This is a genomic window from Microcoleus sp. B6-A1 (assembly GCF_036705085.1).
In the GTDB taxonomy this organism is placed as follows: Bacteria; Cyanobacteriota; Cyanobacteriia; order Cyanobacteriales; family Microcoleaceae; genus Microcoleus.
In genome coordinates, this window is sequence record NZ_JAUBTU010000053.1 from 31916 (window position 1) to 49215 (window position 17300).

10 protein-coding genes are annotated in these 17300 nt (G+C 47.7%); 7 read left to right on the forward strand and 3 right to left on the reverse strand.

From position 1 onward, the window contains the following. The first annotated feature begins 257 nt into the window (after window positions 1–257). The 7 genes from QUB11_RS19560 to pgsA all read left to right on the forward strand — a co-directional run bounded on the left by QUB11_RS19560 (window position 258) and on the right by pgsA (window position 12426). Window positions 258–4598 (forward strand): hypothetical protein, encoded by a 4341-nt coding sequence (locus tag QUB11_RS19560; RefSeq protein WP_333391459.1) that lies wholly within the window; start codon window positions 258–260, stop codon window positions 4596–4598. Window positions 4599–4917: 319 nt separating this feature from the next. Then, complete coding sequence (locus tag QUB11_RS19565; RefSeq protein WP_333391460.1) at window positions 4918–5583, forward strand: sugar transferase; 666 nt, start codon at window positions 4918–4920, stop codon at window positions 5581–5583. Window positions 5584–5664: 81 nt separating this feature from the next. Then, complete coding sequence (locus QUB11_RS19570) at window positions 5665–6510, forward strand: ADP-ribosylglycohydrolase family protein (protein ID WP_333198629.1); 846 nt, start codon at window positions 5665–5667, stop codon at window positions 6508–6510. A gap of 414 nt (window positions 6511–6924) precedes the next feature. Beyond that, on the forward strand, window positions 6925–7068 hold the full coding sequence (locus QUB11_RS19575; RefSeq protein WP_333198631.1) for a hypothetical protein: 144 nt from the start codon (window positions 6925–6927) through the stop codon (window positions 7066–7068). Window positions 7069–7951: 883 nt separating this feature from the next. Beyond that, window positions 7952–9664 (forward strand): pentapeptide repeat-containing protein, encoded by a 1713-nt coding sequence (locus tag QUB11_RS19580; RefSeq protein WP_333391461.1) that lies wholly within the window; start codon window positions 7952–7954, stop codon window positions 9662–9664. Between the two features lie 396 nt (window positions 9665–10060). Next, entirely contained in the window at window positions 10061–11422 is a 1362-nt protein-coding gene (locus QUB11_RS19585) for a calcium-binding protein (RefSeq protein WP_333391463.1), read from the forward strand. Between the two features lie 485 nt (window positions 11423–11907). Then, entirely contained in the window at window positions 11908–12426 is a 519-nt protein-coding gene (gene pgsA / locus QUB11_RS19590; RefSeq protein WP_333150896.1) for a CDP-diacylglycerol--glycerol-3-phosphate 3-phosphatidyltransferase, read from the forward strand. Between the two features lie 104 nt (window positions 12427–12530). On the opposite strand, the gene QUB11_RS19595 is transcribed toward pgsA, so the two are convergent. From QUB11_RS19595 to QUB11_RS19605, 3 genes are all read right to left on the reverse strand, one after another. Next, the gene (locus QUB11_RS19595) at window positions 12531–14276 is read right to left on the reverse strand and encodes a diflavin flavoprotein (RefSeq protein ID WP_333391465.1); all 1746 of its coding nucleotides are present in this window, start codon (window positions 14274–14276) and stop codon (window positions 12531–12533) included. Further along, on the reverse strand, window positions 14269–14898 hold the full coding sequence (locus QUB11_RS19600; protein WP_333391466.1) for a hypothetical protein: 630 nt from the start codon (window positions 14896–14898) through the stop codon (window positions 14269–14271). Before QUB11_RS19600 ends, QUB11_RS19595 begins: the two co-directional genes overlap by 8 nt. Window positions 14899–15245: 347 nt before the next feature. Continuing rightward, a complete protein-coding gene (locus tag QUB11_RS19605) occupies window positions 15246–16973 on the reverse strand; it encodes a diflavin flavoprotein (RefSeq protein WP_333391468.1) in 1728 nt (575 codons plus the stop codon). Window positions 16974–17300: the final 327 nt, after the last annotated feature.

The window sequence follows — 17300 nt, forward strand, 5'->3', positions numbered from 1 at the left end:
TTATCCGAAGACAAAACGTTAATTAACAGTTGTCAGAAAATATTAGTGAATTATTGAGCGAAAGCATCCAGGATACCCGCCACGTGATTCATCGGTCCAGAAATAAAAAACCTGTATCCGAGAAACTTGCCCCCCGAAATTATCTCGCGCAAGTCAATGCTTCAATCTAAAATCTAAAATCTAAAATCTAAAATCGATTGACTTCAGTCTTTTTTTGGTAAAGTTTCTCCCTAGCCGCATTCCCAGAGGTTCCGCCCTTGAATTCTCAGAAGTACAAAATTCAAGCACTGATTGCTGAGATAGACGAGGTACTCAGCAAGCCCGCACCCCGCTTGCCTTGGACGGGTTCTCTTGATACTGTCCATCAGCGCCAACTTTTAGAGCGAGTTCGCGCTTATCTGCTTTCCTCGGACTCAAAGCTAACGGCCCCAAAGGCCCCCGCCCGCCCAAATGTCCGCCCCGAACCAGTTCCAGTGCCCAAAGTGCCTCTGCCCCCCCCTCGCCCCTCAGCAGCAGAGCAAATCATGCTTGCCGTAACCGGAGAAATCAGCCACCTGCGTTCAAGCCTGACAGGGCCGCTCCAAGAAGACATAGAAGCTCTGCGGCAAGAGCAGCAAGCTCTAATTCAAGAAATCAAACAGCTAGAAGCAAAACGGCAGCAGCAACAATCCCTCGCTCAGCAACAAGCCAACCAACAGCAAATCATTGGTGAATTCTTGCAGGTACTGACTGCCCGCTTGGAAGAAACCTTGACTAGCGATTTCTCCCAAATTCTAAGTTCGCTAGAAAATCAGTTATTGCAAAGCAGCGCAGCACCATACTCTTTGGGCACGGCGCCTGATCAACAATCGGCTATTGACGTAACACTTAACCCACAAACCTCGGAAGAACACCCGCTGCTGACGCCAGCTCAGAGGTTCGAGCAAATGCAACTTTTCCAATCTCATGCTGACAGTCTGCTGATGAGTCTCGATTCTAGGATGGCTATCGTGTTCGAGGCTTTGCAAGCAAATCTGCAAAGCTATCAAGCTTCCTTGAGACAAGAACTCGAAAATATGTACGGTTTGAGCCAGCAGAGCGAGGCGATGTTCGCGGCTTTGGTCAACCACTTGGCCTCACAGTTGGGGCGAGAAGCTTCTTCCTACGTTCAACAGCCGATCGATTTAGCAAATAATCTCGAAACCGTCACCCCAACGGCAGCGGATGAATCTCCTGTCGCTCCCGCCCTTTCAAATACTGCAGAGACTCAGACGGGAGACTCGGTGCAGGAAATTCGCACCGGCGAATTCGGAGAACAAGACAGATTTCCCTACGCCGGTACAGAAATTTCTCCGCAATTCACACAGTTGAGGCGCGACCGCGACCGCATTCAAGCCCCAATTTTGCTCCCGGAGTCGGAAGATAATTTGTTGGGTTCTACCCCCGAAATATCTCGAAATGCAGCTCGGTTTACTGGCGGTGACTCGGAGAATAGGTTAACAGAAACCGAAGAAGAGATTGAGGATTTGTATGCAAGTTTGTTCGCGGGAGAAGCGGTTCCTGAAGTAGAATTACAAGTCGAAAATTTCCCGGTAGAAAATACTGTAATTGAGACAAAAAGTGAAGGTGTAGAATATCAAACGGCGACGGAGAAGGAAACTGCCGAAGCGCTAAAAATGACCGAAGATTTGTTTGTAAATCTGCTGGATGAAGGCGAATCTCAGGAAGAGATTTTAGTAGATGAAGATTCAGACTTTGTAAGGGGTAATTCTCTAGAGTCTCTAACTTTAGATAGTGCCGATTTATTTGAACCGCAAGTGGCAACAGTACCTCAAGTTTCAGAAGCACCAGCCTCAACCGCCGAGGTGCAACTTGACGCGGACGATCGAGAAAATCTAGAAACGGCTCAAAACCTCAGCGAGCAGTTCGGCGCTACTGTGCCTCAATCAGCAGCTTTGCCGTTGAGAACGCCTGCAGAAATTAGCCCAAACCCCCCCAGTGCCGGGCCCCGTGTGCCGAGTGCCGGTGACGTTCAAACTGGCGAGTTCGACTCATCCTCCCAGGGGCTCGATGATGGGTACATCCAAGCTTCGCCGGACGAGGATTTGCTGCCCGTCGAGGCATTAGAAGATGACCTCGATCGAGCTCTAAATTTGGACAACAATACTCTGGAACTTTTGGAGGCAGACCTCTACAATCTGGAGGGATTGGAAAATACTAGCTTCGGGCGATCGAATTTCTCAGCCGCTAACAGCTTGGATTTATCGGCGAGTTCCCCCGAAGGCATTGCAAACAATCCCTTTGCGGAGGCGGCAGAGGAAGAACTCGGCACGCTGGAGGATTTGTTCTCCGATGTGTTGGAACTCTCCTCTGATGATGAACCCTTTGTTTTGGAAAACGAACTTGAGGATGATTTGTTTGCGGAGGAAGAGGACTCGAATTTGACGCTAGACGAGATTTTGGCTAGTTTAACCGAGACCGATCGACCTTTGACTGATTCTCCCCCTCCAGAAACTGCAGAAACTAACGAACTGCGATCGAGTGCTCCAGAAAGTCAAAAAAAAAACCTAATTTCGACAGAGAGTAAAGCAGGAGTTGTTGAGGGGAAAACCGATTTTAGCGAGTTTGCCGAAACACAGCAGCAAGACTCGGCTGGGCATTCTGCAGCAGGTGCGATCGCCCCATCCCCAGAACGCCAGAATTCTAGCTGGTATTTGGGCATTGATTTTGGTTCCAGCGGCCTGTCTGCGGCTTTGCTCGATCGCACCAGCGGCGAATTGCACCCGATTTACTGGGAAACATCGCAGGCTGAGGCTTGGGCAGCAGACGCCAGTTGTCGGATTCCCTCGGCTGCGGTGCTGGCCCAAACAGCCCCAGGGAGCCCAGGGTCAGAGGTGACAGTCAAGTCGGTGGGATTCCGACCCCAGGCTTTGCCTGTCGGAGAATTTTTACTGGAAAATTTTAAATTGCCTTTAAAGGTGGGCATTCCTTATCAGCGGGAGGCTGCTGGGATGTACGAACCGCTGTTGCAGTGGTCGCCCTTGCAGGCTTTCTCGATCGCCTTGCCGCTGCAATGTGTGCGGGCACTGCTGGCTACTTTGAATCCGAGGACGCAGGGGCAAAAATTTGCCGAATCAGGGGAAAGTTTGGATTCTGCACCAAGGGCGAATTTTGCAGGATTGCCAGTTTCTAATTTAATCTGTAGGGCTTCGGGACTGACGCCAGAAACTCTCGATGCGGCGCTTTTAGACTTGCGGGGTGTAATTTTGGGGACTCCGGCGGGTTGGTCGGATGTTTATCGGTTTAATCTGCGGGAGGCGGTTTTGGGCGCGTCTCTGGTGGCTTCTGGTTCGCAAATTTTTGTGGTGGAAGATGCGATCGCCACTTTGCTTGCTGCTGTAACTCCTGTGAAAAATGGCATGGAAGTCGAGTCGTCAGCCGTGGATTCTGCTAAGGACGGTGAAGAAGCTGCACCGCTGACTGTGAATGCTTCGTCTTTTAGCGGGGGAACTTTGATTTTGAATGCGGGGGCGGCGACGGTGGAATTAGCTTTAGTTGAGTTGCCGTCCAATCTTCAAGATTTAACTCGTGCTGATTTTACTTGCCAGAGTTTTGGTTTTGCTGGCGATGCTTTCGATCAGGATATTATCTGTCAGTTGTTGGCTAAAAATGAAACGTGGGGAATGTCGATCGATTTGCCACGTCCGGGGCATCCAGATTTGCCGAACCGCTATCAATTGCAGCAGCGGTTACAAGGTTCTGCTTTTGGCCTGCAATTGTTAGAGGCGGCAAGACAAATAAAAGTTATTTTGCAACATCAAAAAAGTTTTACTTTGGATATTGGCCAGCAGCATTGGGATGTGAAGCGCAAAGATTTGGAAAGTCTGGTTTTAGTGCCTTTTGTGCAGCAGTTGAACCGTGAATTGAATGCTTTGCTCAGCCGCGCGGGAATGTCGCCGGCGGGGATTAATCAGGCGATTTGTGCGGGGGGTATGGGTGCTTGGCCTGCGATCGCCCGCTGGTTGCGGCAGAAGTTGCCGAATGCGATCGTGGTTCAAGACCAGGAATTGCAGGGCGATCGAGATATTTTTGAGATTGACAATTCTGCATTAAATTCTGTATCTCAAAGTACAAATTTCCCCCAAAAAATTGGTCGAGTTGCCTGCGGGTTGGCGAGTTTGGCTCTCTATCCTCACATTTTGGATGTGTCGCAGCAGCAGTACAGCGACTTTTTTCTGCTGTGGGAATTAATGCAGGTTTTGGGCCAGGAAACTTTGAGCTTTCAGGAAATTTTGCAGTTGTTGGAACGCCAAGGCGTGAATACCCGCACCTGCGAGCCCCGGATTTTGCGGATTTTGGAAGGAAATTTGCCGGCGGGACTTGTGCCTGCGGAGGAAGATTTCATGCTGCTGGCCGAGGAGTCGAGGCAAAATCCTGATTGGGAAGCAATTTTGGCTGAGCCACTTTTCTTTGAAGATGTCTCACGGGGTTATCGTTTGAATCTGGAACACGCCTCTGTTGTTCGCGAATATTTAGGCAAACTCGCCTCTAGCAGCCAGCAAAAATTGTTAGAGCCGCTAACACTTGCTTGGGATGTTCGCACCGATATTTATCGCTAAACGGCAGAAAACCCGGTTTCTCAGTAGAATCCTCCCTGTCTTCCGGGAAGAGTCCTAGTCGAAACCAGGTTTTTTTGCGTCCAGGACTAACTTTTTTTTGTAAATGTACGTAAGTTTACATAAAATTTATACGTTTTCATAGAAAATACATAGAAACTTTATAAAAGTGTGATTGATTTTTAAAGATTGTGCAAAGCTCAGCATTTCAGGTTCTGCAGATTTGGGATGGCTAATAAGATGGACGTAAGAGATCGTTAAAGTTGAGACCAATCATATGAAATTTCCGATGGGTGCCTCGTCGAAATCATCATTATCAGAAATGCTGTCCTTATTTTTTCAAGAATCTACTTACAAAGTCTGTGTATCAAAACAACAGCATCACCGATCCGTAACGAGCAAGGTAAAACGGTCGATCGATATTTTGGGTGCGCTGCTGGGACTGGCAATTGCTGCTGTGGTGGCGGTGCCGGTGGCAGTGGCGATGCTGTTGGACGATCGGGGCCCGCTGCTGTACAGTCAAGTCCGCTGCAGCTTCCAAGGGCGACATTTCAGAATGTGGAAATTTCGATCGATGGTTGTCGATGCAGAAAAGCTCAAACATTTAGTTAGCAACCAAGCCAAGGGTCACATTTTTAAGAATGAAAATGACCCGCGAATTACCCGCGTCGGCCGCTTCTTGCGGAGCACGAGTTTGGATGAGTTGCCTCAATTCTGGAATGTGTTAGTCGGCGACATGAGTTTGGTGGGAACTCGACCGCCAACTCCCGATGAGGTTGCTGCCTATGAGGAGAACCACTGGCAGCGTTTAAATGTCAAACCCGGGCTGACTGGGGAGTGGCAAGTCCACGGACGGTCTGGAGTTAAAGACTTTAACGATATTGTGCAGATGGATCTCGACTATCAGGGCAAGTGGTCTGTTGTCTACGACATCACTCTGATTTGCAAAACAATTTGGGTGGTCTTCAGCAAAAACGGTGCGTGTTAGATAGGTAAGTTGTTTTGGGTTGTTTTTTTTATTATTTTAGGAAAAAACTGGGGATGAAATAGTTGGAAACGGATTAAATATATGTTAATAGAATTAGCGATTGGTGACGCTTATGGTGCGGGTTTTGAGTTTGTTGACCAGCAGACGATCGAATTGTACAACAATCTCAACGGTTACATCAAGCATCCCCGTCACGATATCCCGCCTGGATGTTACACAGACGATACGCAGATGAGTTTAGCCGTTGCAGAAGCTATCGTCAGCCGAGAACCTTGGACGCCGGAACTTTTAGCCAGCAAATTTGTTGCAGCTTTTCACCGCGATCGGCGATTTGGTTATGCTGGGAAATTTTACAATTTTTTGCTACAAGTTCAAGACGGAAAAGAATTCTTAGAAAAAATTAACTCCGCTAGCGATAAAAGCGGATCGGCGATGCGAGCCGGCCCCATTGGCTTTTTTCCTACTATTGAAAAAGTCATCGAAAATGCTACCATTCAAGCTGCAATTACCCACAATAGTCCCGATGGCATTAATGCAGCTATAGCGGCCGCTTTGATGTCCCATTACTTTATTTATCAGCTAGGTTTAAAGAAGAATTTGGGAAATTTTCTAGAAAGACACGTCCCTGGGGAGTGGTCGATACCTTGGCAAGGAGAAGTCAGCACTAAAGGTTTGGTCTGTGTTAGAGCAGCTATTACTGCTGTCATGCTCCATGATAGTATGAGCAAACTGCTCCAAGATTGCATTGCCTTTTCGGGAGATGTCGATACAGTAGCAACTATTGCTTTAGCTGCTGGTTCCTGTAGCAGTGAAATTGCCCAAGACCTGCCAGAAAATCTGGTACAAGGATTAGAAAATCTATCTTACGGCAGAGATTATATCATAGAACTGGATCGACAGTTAATGAATTGCAGGAGCGACTTCTGAGCGAAAACATCCAGGATATAAGCCCCCGGATTCATTCCGAAAGCAGACTCAGGATCCAGAAATAAAAAACCTGTATCCGATGAAACTTGCCGAACGTATTTATTCGTGGGGTCAATTCTAAAATCTAAAATCTAAAATCTAAAATCTAAAATCTAAAATCTAAAATCTAAAATCTAAAATCTAAAATCTAAAATCGATTGACTTCTTCCTGATATCTGTTACATCCGTTAAATCCCCATTCACTGCGCGTTGCCGAACTTCTTTCTATTATGAATTTGCCTAATTTAATTACTTTTTCTCGCTTGCTGGGAGTGCCTTTTGTGCAGTAGTTTAACTGTGAATTGAATACTTTGGTCAGCCCCGCGGGAATGTCGCCGGTGGGGATTAATCAGGCGATTTGTGCGGGGGTTATGGGTGCTTAGTCTGCGCCGCTGGTTGCGGCAGAAGCAGCCGAATGCGATCGTGGTTAAAGACCAGGAATTGCAGGTCGATCGAGATATTTTTAAAATCCACAATTCTCCATTAAATTCTGTATTTCCAATTACCAAATTATCATAAAAAAAATAGTCTATTTGCCTGCGGGTTGGCGAGTTTTGCTCTCTATCCTCTAGCAGCAGCAATGCCAAAAATTGTTAGAGCCACTCACAATTCTTGGGATGTTCGCACCGATAGTTATCGGTAAGTATATAAACTTATGATCGCCCTTAGATAAAGATCATAGTCCTGGACGCAACTGTCACACTTAAGTCAACTTGTATGGTGCGTCAGACCTCGTTGTTATTGGTCGATTATCAAGGGTTTCAGGTTTCGGGCAACCCTACCAATTGTGCCAGTTGCGTAAGTTTTGAATAAAAAAAGTATACCCAGAACCCGCAGCACTTACAGCAGAATTCAGGAGTCAAGAGCGTTGCCCTGACGAAGGCCATAACAGCGAATAGCCAGAATCAGTTTGTGCTTTTTCAGTAAAAATACTGGATTTTATTATCATGAATTATGCTTTTTTAGAAAAAATTTACACAAACTTTATAAAAGTGTGCTTTTTTTTAAAGCTTGTGTAAAGAAACTGTTAACTTCAAGAATCTTTACCAATTCTTTACCGGTGCTATTTAGTCTTCCAATATGCAGGCAAGGGCAAAAAAACAGTGTCTCTGGTGGGGGCGGGTTTAGCTAAAAATCTATGATACAAGCCAGTTATAAGCCAATACGCTTGGTTTAACACTGTTTGTTACTCGGAGATCCGCCTCGCATCTCCCTCCCAGGACGGGAGAGAACACTCTTGTCCCGCCCTTTTTTTAGGAGCGATCGGGCTTATCTGAACCGTATGGGCTCATAAGATGTAGCCAGATTCAGCTATTAAAAATATTTGAGTCTAAAGTCTCAAGTCCAGACCAATTCCTTCATGCTCTTCAAAACAGATGTTTTCACTTTTGGGTAACTACAAATGGTAGCACAAGACTTTAGCAATCAAAGTTTAGTCGGCAATAACTTTAGTGGGCAAAACCTGAATGGTTCCACATTCTTCAAAGCCCGACTAGAAAACGTCTTGTTCAGGCGCAACGCTCAAGGTACGCGCACTCAACTCAGAGGTACAAACTTTGAAGAAGCCTTTCTGCTGAATGTAGATGCAACGGATGCCATCTTTGCTGCCAATGCCAGCTTTGGACCAGCAAATTTTTCTCAAGCGAACTTAGAGAACGTCAATTTCAGTGGCGCCAACCTAACTGGGGTAAATCTGTCGCTGATCAGCACAAAATTCATCAACCTGTCCAACGCCAACCTGACCAATGCCATTCTCCATGAGGCTAATCTCAGTGGCGAACAGTCGGAGCGACCTAATCTAAGAGGAGCCAACTTTACGGGTGCTGATTTCTATCAGGCGAATCTGAAAGCGGCTGACTTTACGGGTGCCAATTTGACGAATGCCAAATTCCAGGGTGCTAGTCTCGAAGGAACCTTGTTGATCGATGCGAACTTTACCGGCGCTCAATTCGACATATCGACTAATTTCACAGACATTATCCTCAGCAACGCCATCTTTGACCTTGCCAACCTGAGTGGGGTTAATCTGACCGATACCAACCCACCCGAGGGGTTGACACTGACAAATTCTCGCTTTCGCGGAGCCAATTTGACTGGCTTTACTGCCGAAGATGTCAATCTCTCAGGTGCTGACTTCAGCCCTCATCCAAATGGTACGCGCACTCAAATGGGCGGTGCTAGTTTCGCAGATTCTGAGTTGAACAACGCGAACCTGACTCAGGTGATTGCAGAAGGCATATTCCTGGACGGTGCTGATTTGAGCAATGCAATCATGGTTGCTGCTGATCTCAGCAATGCCAACCTGGGTGGAGCAATTCTCCTTGGCGCTAACCTGACGGGTGGAGTCGAGTTAGACAACGCTTTTATTGAGAAGAGTAATGTGGCTGGAGCCAACTTTACAGGGGCAAACCTGGCAGGCGCAAACCTGAGGGAGGCGGTTGGGGATAACCTGACCAAGTTTAGAAACGTCAATCTGACAGGCGCCAGCCTGGAAGTGGCGAGTTTTATCGGTACCGACTTCACTAATGCCAACTTCACCAATGCCAACCTGGGCAAAGCCAACTTCACCGATGCCGTTATGGTCGGGGCGAACATGACCGGGGTCAATGCAGTCGATGTTGTGGGTCTGACGATCGGGACTAGCGGCAACGATACCCTAACTGGAACCTCCACCAAAGATAATATCTTCGGGCTTGACGGCGATGACTCCCTCAACGGCGGTGACGGGGATGATTACCTCGATGGCGGTAGCGGTGCTGATATCCTGATCGGTGGGCCGGGTCAGGATGCGTTGTTTGGTGCTGCGGGAAATGACACCCTGACGGGCGGGGGTGGCAGAGATACCATTCACTACCGCAGTGGTCATGGTTCCGATCGCGTGAATGGTTTCACCCTCGGAGCCAGCGGAGACATCCTATCCTTCAGTGGCATTCCAGCGATCGATGTGGTGCAGTCTGGCGCGAACACTCTATTGCGATCGGGTAATGGCATTGCTGGCGATGCCGGTTTTGGTACAGGCGCGCTGTTGATCACCCTAGCTAACACTTCATTTACGGCGGCTAATGTGACCACCAATGTCAGCTCGACCAATCGTCCAATCTTCCAGTTCTCGTAACCTCAATTCCGATTCTGTCTAATGGGTGCTCACGGTTTATTTTTTCTATTGGGGCCTCGCTCCCCCCCTCTTTTTCCAGGTTGGAAGGGGGAGTTGTGAGGATTGCCAGCGGTAACCAAGCACCGAATTCTAGGGTGCATAAATAACTTTGGGGCTATGTGCCCAGTTCACTTGATATACCTCACCGTCTCTTCATGAGCAGTGATTCTTTGACGCGACCTTGAGATGTAGTACCGAGGTAGTCTTACCTTCTATCCACGTTTGTTGAGAGTCTCCTAATGGTCTGCCTGTGGCGACTTGTTTACATTCTAGCATCAAGCCGTCAAGCGAAGGACGGGGTTTAAGACCCAAATTTTCGATAACCACGAGAAATTTACCTAACACTAGGAGAAAATTATGGCTGTCAGAAATGGAACAGAACTGCCCGATACTCTGACCGGAACCAATAACCCGGATACTATTCGCGGCTTTGGCAAGGAAGATCTGCTGTATGGCTTAGGCGGTAACGATAGCATCTACGGTGGAGAGGACAAAGACACTGCATATGGTGGTGCTGGAGCCGATCGACTCTTTGGAGAAAACGGCGAAGACGATCTATATGGTGAGGATGGTAACGACTTCCTCTACGGTGGGCTGGATAAGGACAACCTGTATGGTGGAATGGGAGCCGATCGACTTTTTGGCGATTCAGGCGAAGACTCATTGTATGGCGAGGATGGCAATGACACCCTGTACGGAGGCTCAAATGCCGACGATGGCAACGATGGTAAAGATTTCCTCGATGGTGGGGCTGGAAAAGACCAACTCTTTGTAGGTTTCGAGGACACAGGATTGGGCGGTGTTGGCGATGACACCGTGATTGGCGGCTTTACCGATGACGTGATCTACGGCGATGACTCAGAAGGTTTAGTGTTTGGGGGAGCGGATTCCCTGGTTGGCGGCGACGGTAACGACACTCTCTACGGAGAAGGGGACAGCTTAGCGGGCGGCGGCAACGATATCCTCGATGGCGGCAACGGTAACGACACCCTCTACGGCTATGCCGGAGATGACCTCCTCAATGGTGGCGATGGCATTGACTTCCTCGATGGTGGGGATGGCAATGACATCCTTGATGGTGGCGCTGGCTCTAGCACCCTGTTAGGTGGCACTGGCTTAGAAACCATCAGGGGTGGCGCTGAAGGCGACTTCATTGATGGCGGCGAGGGCAATGACAACCTCAATGGTCTGGGTGGCAATGACACTATCTATGGCGACGAGGGAGTTGCTGAAACACTGGCTGGCAATGATGTCCTCAATGGTGGCGCAGGCGATGACTTCCTGGATGCTGGTGCAGGTGTCGATCGCATCATCGGTGGTGCTGGCATTGACCTGCTGTTTGGCGGCGAAGATGCGGAAACTCAAACCGCCCGCGACACGCTAACCGGCGGGGCTGACACCGACTACTTCCAGTTGCTGTTCACCGATTTTGTGCCCGAACCAATCGATCCCGGTGAGCCAGTTATTACTCCTCCTGCTGGTGACTACATCGTGGACTTCGTGAAAGGGACTGACTACTTCTTACTGGAGGGGATTACCTTTGAGCAGCTATCGTTCCAGAACATCTCGCTGACAGTTAACGGGGTTGCTACTCCGAGTACCCGGATCTACGTCACGCCTGAAGCCGGAATTCCGATTTCTCAAGCGGAAACGCTAGCTGTGGTTCAAGGAGTGCGTCAATTTAACGCCTCGCATTTCGTTGAGGAACCACTCATTTAATTAACGGGACTTAAACAAATTTTAAGCCCAAACCAAGCGCAAACTGGCTTTAGACGCGGTAAGTAAGTTCATGTTTTCTTGCCACCACCGCACAAATCTATATTCTGTCCCTTGACAGTTTTTATCTCCTGCTGTCTCTTTAAAGGCAACAGGAGTTTCGTCTTTGACCAGAAATCCGCAGATCCTTTTTCTTCATGCCAATTTCCCAGCCCAGTTTCGCCTTCTCGGTAGCTGCGATCGCCAAAGATTACCCTGAGCTAGTGAACTCTGTTGCAGAATTTTTCTAGCCAGTTACGATCGCCAATCGGCAGTAAAAATCGAATTCGAGCGCGTGAGGCGACACAACAAATTGATCCGATAAATTATCCAATCTTGTCACAAGTATAATCAGAATGTTTTTAAATTAAGTAAATCCACCTGATTATCAGTCGTGTAAATGTTAAATTAAGGAAAGCCTCCGTAGAGTAGCCCTTAATTTTTGATTTATGAATTTGCCTAATTTGATTACTTTTTCTCGCTTACTGGGAGTACCTTTTCTGCTCTACGGTTTGTACGACCCAAGCGCGCAAAGCCGCTGGATTTGCACCGCAATTTTTGTGGTAGCTGCGGCTACTGATTGGCTGGACGGCTATTTGGCTAGGAAGCTGAATCAAATTACCGATTTGGGTAAGTTTCTCGATCCTTTGGTGGATAAATTGTTGGTGCTCGCGCCGCTTTTAGTGTTGATTGAGTTGGGGAAAATCCCGGCTTGGGGAGTGTTTTTGATTTTTGGTCGGGAGTTGACAATTGCGGGGTGGCGTGTTAATAAAACTACGATTTCGGGAGCTAATATTTGGGGGAAGTTGAAGACGGTGAGTCAGATTGTGGCGATCGCACTTTTAATTGCTCCTTTGTCTGAAGCGTGGAATTTTCCCGCATTAATTGCTTTTTGGGTTTCTGTGGCTTTAACTTTGATTTCTGGCGCTATTTATCTGTGGCCGGAAAAGACTGGTGAGGAAAAGTAAATCGGTTTTTAAGCCGCAGATGAGGGCAGATGAACGCGGATTAACGCAGATAAAAACTTCGATATATTTGTAGGGACACGGCAATGCCGTGTCCTAGCCGTAGCTTAATAATGACTCCCAGATTTCCGGTAATGCACCGCTGTCACTCCGTCATTTTGCAGCAAATGACCGTTTTCAACCGCCGCATAAACTACCCAGTGATCGCCGCATTCCATCCGACTTATCACTTCGCATTCCAGATAAGCTAGAGCCTCAGTTAAAACCGGACAGCCGTTGCTAGCTTCCATTGTTTCGACTCCGGCAAATCTGTCTTCTCCGGGAGCAAAGTTTTTCATGAAATACTTCCGCAACTGTCGCCCTTCTGCTAAGATGTTGAGCACAAATTTATCTCCGGCATACATCAAAGCTTCGATCGATCGATCTTTCGCCACCGCAATCGTCACACCGGGCGGATTAAACGTTGCTTGCGAAACCCACGAAGCCAGCATCGCACTGGCGACTTCCCCCCGCTTCGCCGAGAGTACGCACAGCGAACCAACCAATCTCCCTACGGCTTGTTCAGTGCGATCGCTACCCGCTGCTAACTGCGGTTTCGGTGCCCGCAATTTTTGCGATCGAATCAAAGCTTGAGCAAAATCCGTTCCCGCTTCTTTACACTCGTGAATCGTCGCCGCCGTCGGCTTAAATTTGGCTCGAATCGGCTCAAATCCAATTCGATAGCCAGCATCTTTCAGCTTATTTTCCACTAAGTCGATCGCTTCTCCACTCCAGCCAAAAGAACCGAAAACCCCCGCTAATTTGCTCTTAGTTGCGGTAGATAAAACAATTCCCAAAGCAGTTTGAATTTGCGTCGGAGCGTGTCCTGCTAGCGTGGGAGTTCCGATGATAAATCCCGCGCATTTTTCGATCGCCTCTTGGATTTCTCCGGGTTCGGCAAATTCGCAGTTGATACTTTCCACCGCAACGCCGGCTTTAGTAATTCCTTTGGCGATCGCCTGCGCTAAAGTAGCCGTATTTCCGTAAGCCGAAGCATAAATCAAAGCAACTGTCAAGTCTTTTGAATTTTGTTGCTGGCTCCATTCCCGATACAAATTGCTCAGTTCATTAAGGCCGTAACGGACGATCGGGCCGTGACCGGGAGCATAAAATGCTGCTGGTAAATCGGCGAATTTATCCATTGCAGTCAGCACTTGTTTTGCCTGAGATGCGTGCAGGGAATCGTAATAATAGCGCCGATCTTCGCTGTAAACGCTCCACCCTTCATCGAATACTTGGTCGCCGCAAACGTGAGCTCCAAATAGTTTGTCAGTGAACACGATTCGAGTGTGCGGATCGTAGGTGCAAAGTTGATCGGGCCAACGGGGAGTTGGAGTCGCGATGAATTTTAAGGCGTGACCTTTTCCTAAGTTGAGAGTTTCTTCTCCCCGAACGACCATAATGTTTAATTCTTGGTCTGGAAAAGCGGCTCGCAAACTAATTGCCGCAGGATTCGTGCAAACCAAAGCTACTTCAGGAGCTAATTCTAACAGAGCTTTAATTGTTACTGACCTGTTAGCATTGAAATGCCCCAAAATTATGTAATCCAGCTTGGTCAAGTCCACCCGTTGCTGTAAAAAATCGATGTAATTTTGAGTAAAAGATTCCCCCGGCGGATCGAACAAAGCAGTTTTGTCAGCTTGAATAATATAGCTATTGGCTGTCGTACCCTTTTGCAGCGAATACTCGACTTCAAATTTTAGTCTATCCCAAGTGCGCGATCGCAGAATAAATGTATCAAGTGCGATCGGGATAAACTGCACATCGCGGGGTTTGGCATCCGATGCGAGTCTAGGAGTCAAAGTGTTAGTCATTAATTGCACCTATGAGAAACTGAACTACAGAACTTCTTTTGATTTCGTGCCAAAACTTGGTATCTACAATGTCAAACTTTGCACCTCTACCCTGTAAATTGGTATCCAGGTCAGTCAGAAATTTCCTGGTTTTCAAATCATCCCCAATTTGGATAAAGCTCACTCCAATTTCTTCATCTTTATCTATTTTATTGGCCGCACTTACAATTATTTCGGCAACAGCAGCGGTATTTTCTGGTTGTTGATCTATGACTGCAACAATTATTGCTCCGTTCTTCCCTTTGGGATTTGGTTTGCTTGCGAAATAATCGCTAAAAGTTGCTTTCAGAGCTTCTTCCAAATTAGTTGCATTCGGGATTTCTGAATGCGGTTCCGTATTTTGTCGCTGCAAAATTTCAGCTAACCGGCCAACATTTGAATTTTTGTACTTCCACATAGGAGTAGAAGCTTCGTAAACGGTGATGCCGTCGCTGTCAAATTCCTGACATTTTTTTGCTAAGTCAATCAGAGATGCCTGTGCTTCTACCCACTCCTCGTACCAAGGATGGTGAGGGTCTCTGCTGGCATCGCTTCTGGCAATAATAATTGTGTAATCTCGGTCTTCTAAAAGATTGGCAGGCATTGGCAATTCCCCTCGTTAAAATGGAGTCTAAATGACAACGGTTTGCCCGGTTTGCTGCTGGTGGCGCACCCAACACCCAGAAACCCCGTAAGGTGCGCCACAAGCACCCAACGTTGAGAGTTTGTGCGTAGCCAGTTGCGTCCTGGACTCTAATTGTAGGGTGCGTCAGTAGATAGTCGATGATGAAGTCGAATAAAACATCGGCTGACGCACCTTACTAATACGTTTGGGGTGTGTTGATTCAGACAGTCAATCAATATATCGTTGAATTTCCCTCTTGCTTCTGACAACTGCCAACAGCCAACAGTCAACTGACAACAGTCAACTGTCAACCGTCAACTGACATCCTAATAGTGATTTCCCACTTTGCGGTGGTGAACTGCCGGCAGTGCATCGGGATTGGATACGCGACCGTTATCGACGATCGCATATACGATATGATGATCCGAAAGTTCCATCCGGCTGACTACTTCGCATTCCATGTAAGCCAAGGAATCTGTCAAAATCGGAGAACCGTTGGTTGCTGGTTGAGTTTTAACTCCGGCAAATCGATCGGCACCAGGAGCAAAACGCTTTAAAAAGTGCCTCATCAAAGTTTGATAATTGCCTTCTTCGAGCACGTTGAGAACAAATTTATCTCCCGCGTGCATCATCGATTCAATCGCCCGATCCTTCGCAACTGCTATTGTTAAACCCAGCGGTTTAAAGCTGGCTTGAGTTACCCAAGAAGCCAACATCGCACCGCTAACCTCGCCTTTTTGGGCGGTAATGATGTACAGTCCGCCGCTGATCCGTCCCAAGGCTTTATCGAGGTCGCTGTCGAGGGCCTTCATCTGTTTGACAGCCTTGTCGCGCGTCAGCCACTGTCCCAAGTCGGTGCCGGCTTCGTCGCAAAGTTGATAAATCGCTTCTGTCGGCGTTTCTTTAATCAAAATGTTGGGAAATGCCTCTTTTAAACCCAACTCTTTGAACTTGTTTCGCAGCGGGTAAATCGATGCGTCATCGCCACCGCCGGATTCGCACAAACCGAAAGATTGTTTGTTGTTAGCAGCAACTAGAATTGTGTTGATAGCAGCTTCGGCATTCACAGCAGCAGTACCACTACTCGGCGGCGAACAAATCACGATACCGACGGCGATACCGACAAGTTCGCGGACTTCTTGCAAGTCGGCGATTCTCAAATCCATCATTTCCACAGCAACACCGGTTTTGGTGATACCGTGGGCGATCGCTTGGCTGAGTCGATCGCTAAATCCGTAGTCGGAGGTGTAAAATACCGCTACAGTGGTTTCTGCCTTAGCTTGCGCTTGGCTCCACTTTTTGTAGCGTGCGGTAAGTTCCACCACATTGTGTCGCAGCAGCGGGCCGTGACCGGTGGCAATTGTACCAATTTCTCCCAACTCTGCCATCCGCTTCATCGCAGCGAGTACCGATCGAGCATTGGGACCCATCAAACACTCATAATAAAAGTGGTAATCTTCCTCAATTGCTGCTAAATCGTCATCGAAGGTGCTGTCGGAACAGTAGTGCATCCCGAAAGCGTCGCAGGTGAACAGCACTTGAGTTTTGCTGTCGTAGCTGAAAATAGTATCGGGCCAGTGCAAGTTCGGGGCCGATACAAATTCGATAATGTGGCCGTTTCCTAAATCTAGTTTGTCCCCGTTTTTGACTACCAATCGCTCAAATGGTTGGTGTACAAGGTTTTCTAAAAATTGAATTGCTACTTTCGCCCCCACGACAATCGCTTGGGGTGCCAGCGCCAGCACATCTTTGACTAAACCGCTGTGGTCTGGTTCGGTGTGGCTGATAATTAGATAGTCAATCTCTTTCGGGTCAATTTCGCCCGTCAGAGTGTCCATGTATTGCTGGCGAAACTTCTCGTGCGAGGTATCGACGAGGGCTGTTTTTTCACCGCGAATGATGAATGAGTTGTAAGTTGTACCGTTTTTGAGTCCGAATTCGATGTCAAAGCGGTCTCTATCCCAGTCCAGGCATCGAATTGCCGTTGTATCAGGGGCAATTTCGACTTTTTCCACCGTCAATCTGCGTTGGACTCGTTCAGTCAGCGCTACCATCAGTGCCTCCTTGTCTGTTACCCATTACCTTATTGTCTTCATTCTGACACGTTTCTTTTGTAAATCTTTATAAAATTTCCTATCACTCAGTTAAGCATCCCAAAAGTGATATCTATGTCTTGACAAAAAGCTAATATATGTGGTATAGAAACCAAGTTCGATCGGTTTGGCGATCGAGGGACTGAGTTTTGCATGGAAATTGCGATCGAGCAGTCAATTAGTTAGTAGCAACTTAAAAGCTGTACAAAATGTGCCGTAAGACGATCGTGGGATGGGCGTCCCCCCCCACCTTTGTTGACGGGCGGGACGCCCCACCCCCATTCAACA

Excerpts from the sequence above, each read along its gene's own strand:
- QUB11_RS19565 (WP_333391460.1), top strand. The coding sequence starts at position 4,918 with ATGCTGTCCTTATTTTTTCAAGAATCTACTTACAAAGTCTGTGTATCA.
- QUB11_RS19570 (WP_333198629.1), top strand. The coding sequence starts at position 5,665 with ATGTTAATAGAATTAGCGATTGGTGACGCTTATGGTGCGGGTTTTGAG.
- QUB11_RS19580 (WP_333391461.1), top strand. The coding sequence starts at position 7,952 with ATGGTAGCACAAGACTTTAGCAATCAAAGTTTAGTCGGCAATAACTTT.
- QUB11_RS19585 (WP_333391463.1), top strand. The coding sequence starts at position 10,061 with ATGGCTGTCAGAAATGGAACAGAACTGCCCGATACTCTGACCGGAACC.
- pgsA (WP_333150896.1), top strand. The coding sequence starts at position 11,908 with ATGAATTTGCCTAATTTGATTACTTTTTCTCGCTTACTGGGAGTACCT.
- QUB11_RS19595 (WP_333391465.1), bottom strand. The coding sequence starts at position 14,276 with ATGACTAACACTTTGACTCCTAGACTCGCATCGGATGCCAAACCCCGC.
- QUB11_RS19600 (WP_333391466.1), bottom strand. The coding sequence starts at position 14,898 with ATGCCTGCCAATCTTTTAGAAGACCGAGATTACACAATTATTATTGCC.
- QUB11_RS19605 (WP_333391468.1), bottom strand. The coding sequence starts at position 16,973 with ATGGTAGCGCTGACTGAACGAGTCCAACGCAGATTGACGGTGGAAAAA.